Source organism: Protofrankia sp. Cr1, from assembly GCF_963555865.1.
Taxonomy (GTDB): Bacteria; Actinomycetota; Actinomycetes; order Frankiales; family Frankiaceae; genus Protofrankia.
The window spans coordinates 1-3,907 of record NZ_CAUVXO010000485.1; the positions used below are offsets into that span (position 1 = coordinate 1).

The following is a 3,907-nucleotide window of genomic DNA, read 5'->3' on the forward strand; positions in this document are numbered from 1 at the left end:
CGCGTCAGTGGTGCATCCGGGGCGGACTCCCTACGAGCGACCGGCAATAGGGAGGGCGTTGACCACAAGCGGGTGGGTGGGCGGTGCCGCACGCCGGGAGCCCCCCGGCAAAACAGGTTTCTCAGACCACAGGCCAGCGGGGTGCCAGTCACCTGTCAGCGCCCCGCACATCTGGTGCGAGCGCGGTCCGGTCGAATTACGGGTGCAGACATCCTGCTGCCCGTCGAATTCTCCACGTCACGACGGGTAACACAGCCAAACCTATGGAGGATGCCGTGAAGCGCGAGCCGGAATTGAAGGATCTTGCTCAGGAGCTGCTCGCCCTGGAGTCGGAGACTTTCGAGATCGCCGACTACACCGACCTGAGCTCTGACCTCATGGGTAGCAGCACCAGCAGTAGCTGCAGCAGCTGCTGCAGCACCTGCAGCAGCTGCACGAGCTGCTGCGCCTGAGGACCGTGTGACCGGGGGGCTGGCTCCGTGCCGGAGGCAGCCCCCCGGCACAACAAACGACCGGGACGACATGATGCGTGCAGGCAGACCGGCCGGATCCCGATCGTCGGTCGAGGAAGAGATCCCGCTCGCGAGCGTCCGAGGCGACGTGGTCGAGTCGGTAGTACATGCTCTGAACGAGATGCTTCGATCCGCCGTTGAGCTTTATCTCGACCTGCACCAGACACCAGAACTGTCCGGCTCAGAGGAACGAACCGCAGCCCGGATCCGCGATTGGCTCCGGGACGCCGGCTTTGAGGTGTTCGAAGGCGTTGGAGGCCATGGGGTGGTTGCCGTTCTGCGCAACGGGCCCGGGCCGGTCGTCATGCTGCGAACCGAGATGGACGCACTCCCGGTGGAGGAGAACACCGGCCTGCCATATGCCAGCACCGCCGTGGCACTCGACGAGAACGGCCACCGGCAGGCTGTCATGCACGCATGCGGGCACGACGTCCATATCGCGTGCGTCCTGCTGGCCGCGGGCGCCTTGGCGTCCCGTCGTGAGCTGTGGCAAGGTACCCTGCTGATTCTGGGTCAGCCTGCGGAGGAGACCCTCACCGGGGCCGCAGCCATGCTGGCCGACGGGCTGTACCGACGCTGGCCGCGCCCGGACGTCGTTCTCGCCCAGCACGTCGGGCCATTTCCGGCAGGTATGATCATGCACAGCACAGGCCTCCTTCATGCGGCGGGTGCGGCGCTCGACATCGTCATCCACGGCCGCAGCGGTCATGCCGGGATGCCGGACCTGGCGACGAACCCGATCCCGATAGCTGCCGACCTGGTCAGGCTGCTCTGCGACGAGGATGTGACTCCGACAGACGACGGTCTCGCCGTCCTACGCACAGTCGGCGCCATTCACGCCGGCAGCAGCGCCAACGTCATTCCTCCTTCCGCGACAGTCCGGCTGGCCCTGCGCAGTCTTTCCGAGGACGCTATTTCCCGTGCCATCACCTCGGTCCAGAACGCCGTGACGCAACTGGCCGAACGAGCCGGGTGCACGGTGGCGCCCGAGGTGTCCGTCGTGTCCCGATCGCAGGTCAACTTCAATGATCCGCGCATGGCCGAACGCGTGTTCCGGACGCACCGCACCGTCTTTGGGGCTTCGCTGCTCGCCGTTTGCCCGCCGTCCATGGCAACTGAGGATTTTCCCCTGCTCGCCACCGACCACGACGCCGTCGTCGCCGGACTGGCCCTGCCTTACAGCAACGGCCCCACGGAAGGCGTTATCACCAAGGTCAAACTGATCAAGAGGCAGATGTACGGCCGCGCCGGCTTCCCCCTGCTCCGCCAGCGCATCCTGCTCTCATGAACACCTGTAACCACCTGTCACGACCGGAATCTTGGCAGAGCCGTTAGATTGACAGACCCCCGCCGCGGCAGCCAAGACCAACACGTTCCTCGGCGAACGCTACCGGCGCATCGTCAAACGCCGCGGCAAGCTCAAGGCCCTCGTCGCCGTCGCCAGATCCATCCTCACCATCGTCTGGCACCTGCTCGCTGATCCCACCAAGCGCTTCGAGGATCTCGGTGCCGACTACCACACCACCCGGATCGACAAAGGCCGCAAGATTCGCAACCTCGTCCGTCAACTGGAGGTCCTCGGCCAGACCGTCACCTTCCAACCCGCCGCCTGACAATCCAAGATCACAGACCCCGCCCACAGTCGGGGTGATACCACCCTGCCCAAGCACCATCGTGGTCAGGGGCATTTTCCGGTCAGGGAAGGCGCCAGTCGACGGGCTGGGCACCCTGGCCGAGCAGGATGTCGTTGGCCCGGCTGAACGGCCGGGACCCGAAGAAGCCGCGGTCCGCCGACCGGGGCGACGGGTGAGTGGACTCGATCGTCGCGGCACCGTCCAGGAAAGGCCGCAGGCTCCGCGCGTCCTGGCCCCAGAGGATCGCGACCAGCGGCTTTCCCCGCCCTGCCAGTGCCCGGATCGCCTGTTCGGTGACCGGCTCCCAGCCCTTCCCCCGATGCGAGCCGGGCTGGCGCGGCGCGGTCGTCAGCGCCCTGTTCAGCAGCAGCACACCCTGGCGCGTCCACGGGGTCAGGTCACCGTTCGCGGGCCTGGGCACACCGAGGTCCGCGCACAGCTCCCGGAAGATGTTCTCGAGACTGCCCGGAAGCCTTCCCACCTCAGGCGCCACCGCGAAGCTGTAGCCGATGGCCATCCCCGGCGTCGGGTACGGGTCCTGCCCGACGATCAGCACCCGCACCTCGTCGAACGGCTGCTGGAATGCCCGCAGCACGTTCGGGCCGGCCGGGAGATACGTGCGGCCCGCCGCGATCTGGGCGCGCAGGAAATCGCCCATGGCCGCGATCTGGCCGGCCACCGGCTCGAGGGCCTCCGCCCAGCCTGACTCGACAAGTTCCCGCAATGGTCGCGCCGACATGACTGGCCAGCCTATGTCGCGCCCTGTCCCGGCCGGGCGGGCGGGGCCCGGCACCTGGCTCGTGATCACATGTACCGGCCGTATCGCCTTCAGGCTACGACCCGGCCCCCCGCGTTACGCGAAGACTTCGACCGGGCAGGTGGCGACACCGCTGCGTTCGATGCGGGCATCGCTGGTGATCAGCGGCAGTCTCAAGGCCTCGGCGAGGGCGACGTACTGGGCGTCGTAGGCGCTGAGGTTGTGGTGCAGGTCGCGGACGCGTGCCCACAGGATCAGCGTCTCGTGCCGCACAAACGGCAGGAGCTGGTAGTCGCCGACGGCCTTCTCCGCCTCCCATGCGGTGAGCTTCTGACCACGGGCCATCCCGAACAGGGCCGAGACCACCTCGTAGTCGAGCAGTCCAGGCGCGGCGAGCGACGCGAGCCCGGCGAGCCGGTGGCGCACCGCGCGCCCAATCGGGCCGTGATCGGTCAGCGTCCGTATCAGCGCCGAGCAGTCGATCACCGCCGAACTACTCACCCGCGTTCCCGGCCTTCGTCGATCGCGGCCAGGATGTCCGAGGTAGCGAGCTCGGTGCGCGTCTCACGGTCGAGGCGGGCCATCATCTCCGCGAGGGTCGGTGTACGGGCATCTCGGGTGACCAGGTCAAGCAGGTAGGCCTGCAGACTGCGACCTGTCTGCGCGGCCTTGAGCTTGAGGGCCTCCAGAGCCGGCTCCGGGACGTCGCGGATCGTGATCGCGATCATGCCTGCACTTTACCTGCATTCTCTGAACTTGAAAATGATCAATGGGTTTGATGTGGTTACCGCCGTCCCGATGTGTGCAGTACTGCCTTGGTCACGAGGTCGATGTTGTCGGCGTCCAAGCCGGTGAGCGCGTCACGAAGGTGGACCGGGATATCGTCGGCCAGGCTTGCGGCGAGACGGAGCATTCGTCCTTCGCTGCCGGAGCAGGGCAGGTTGCCGGTGTCGAGGGCGGTGACGGCGGCTTGCCAGTTCACCTGTGACAGTTCAGTGTCGGTG

The 3,907-nt window shown here is 66.9% G+C and carries 5 protein-coding genes and 2 pseudogenes; 3 read left to right on the plus strand and 4 right to left on the minus strand.

Going from position 1 to position 3,907, the window contains the following annotated elements:
- Positions 1 to 263: 263 nt before the first annotated feature.
- From U9980_RS28765 to U9980_RS28770, 3 genes and pseudogenes are all read left to right on the plus strand, one after another.
- Positions 264 to 452 (plus strand): thiazolylpeptide-type bacteriocin, encoded by a 189-nt coding sequence (locus tag U9980_RS28765; RefSeq protein WP_416210384.1) that lies wholly within the window; start codon positions 264 to 266, stop codon positions 450 to 452.
- Between the two features lie 181 nt (positions 453 to 633).
- Complete coding sequence (locus tag U9980_RS24230) at positions 634 to 1,800, plus strand: amidohydrolase (RefSeq protein WP_416210385.1); 1,167 nt, start codon at positions 634 to 636, stop codon at positions 1,798 to 1,800.
- A 52-nt stretch (positions 1,801 to 1,852) separates the two neighbouring features.
- Positions 1,853 to 2,125: pseudogene (locus U9980_RS28770) on the plus strand (IS110 family transposase); the annotation flags it as partial.
- Positions 2,126 to 2,207: 82 nt separating this feature from the next.
- On the opposite strand, the gene U9980_RS24240 reads toward U9980_RS28770, so the two are convergent.
- The 4 genes and pseudogenes from U9980_RS24240 to U9980_RS24255 form a co-directional block, all read right to left on the minus strand.
- The gene (locus tag U9980_RS24240) at positions 2,208 to 2,885 is read right to left on the minus strand and encodes a uracil-DNA glycosylase (RefSeq protein ID WP_322770045.1); all 678 of its coding nucleotides are present in this window, start codon (positions 2,883 to 2,885) and stop codon (positions 2,208 to 2,210) included.
- 114 nt (positions 2,886 to 2,999) lie between these two features.
- On the minus strand, positions 3,000 to 3,404 hold the full coding sequence (locus U9980_RS24245) for a type II toxin-antitoxin system VapC family toxin (RefSeq protein WP_322770046.1): 405 nt from the start codon (positions 3,402 to 3,404) through the stop codon (positions 3,000 to 3,002).
- Positions 3,401 to 3,631, minus strand: coding sequence for a FitA-like ribbon-helix-helix domain-containing protein (locus U9980_RS24250; protein WP_322770047.1), 231 nt, complete (start codon positions 3,629 to 3,631; stop codon positions 3,401 to 3,403). Before U9980_RS24250 ends, U9980_RS24245 begins: the two co-directional genes overlap by 4 nt.
- A gap of 56 nt (positions 3,632 to 3,687) precedes the next feature.
- A pseudogene (locus U9980_RS24255) lies at positions 3,688 to 3,907 on the minus strand (hypothetical protein); the annotation flags it as partial.

Coding starts and splice junctions, on each gene's coding strand:
- U9980_RS28765 (WP_416210384.1), top strand. CDS start 264: ATGGAGGATGCCGTGAAGCGCGAGCCGGAATTGAAGGATCTTGCTCAG.
- U9980_RS24230 (WP_416210385.1), top strand. CDS start 634: ATGCTTCGATCCGCCGTTGAGCTTTATCTCGACCTGCACCAGACACCA.
- U9980_RS24240 (WP_322770045.1), bottom strand. CDS start 2,885: ATGTCGGCGCGACCATTGCGGGAACTTGTCGAGTCAGGCTGGGCGGAG.
- U9980_RS24250 (WP_322770047.1), bottom strand. CDS start 3,631: ATGATCGCGATCACGATCCGCGACGTCCCGGAGCCGGCTCTGGAGGCC.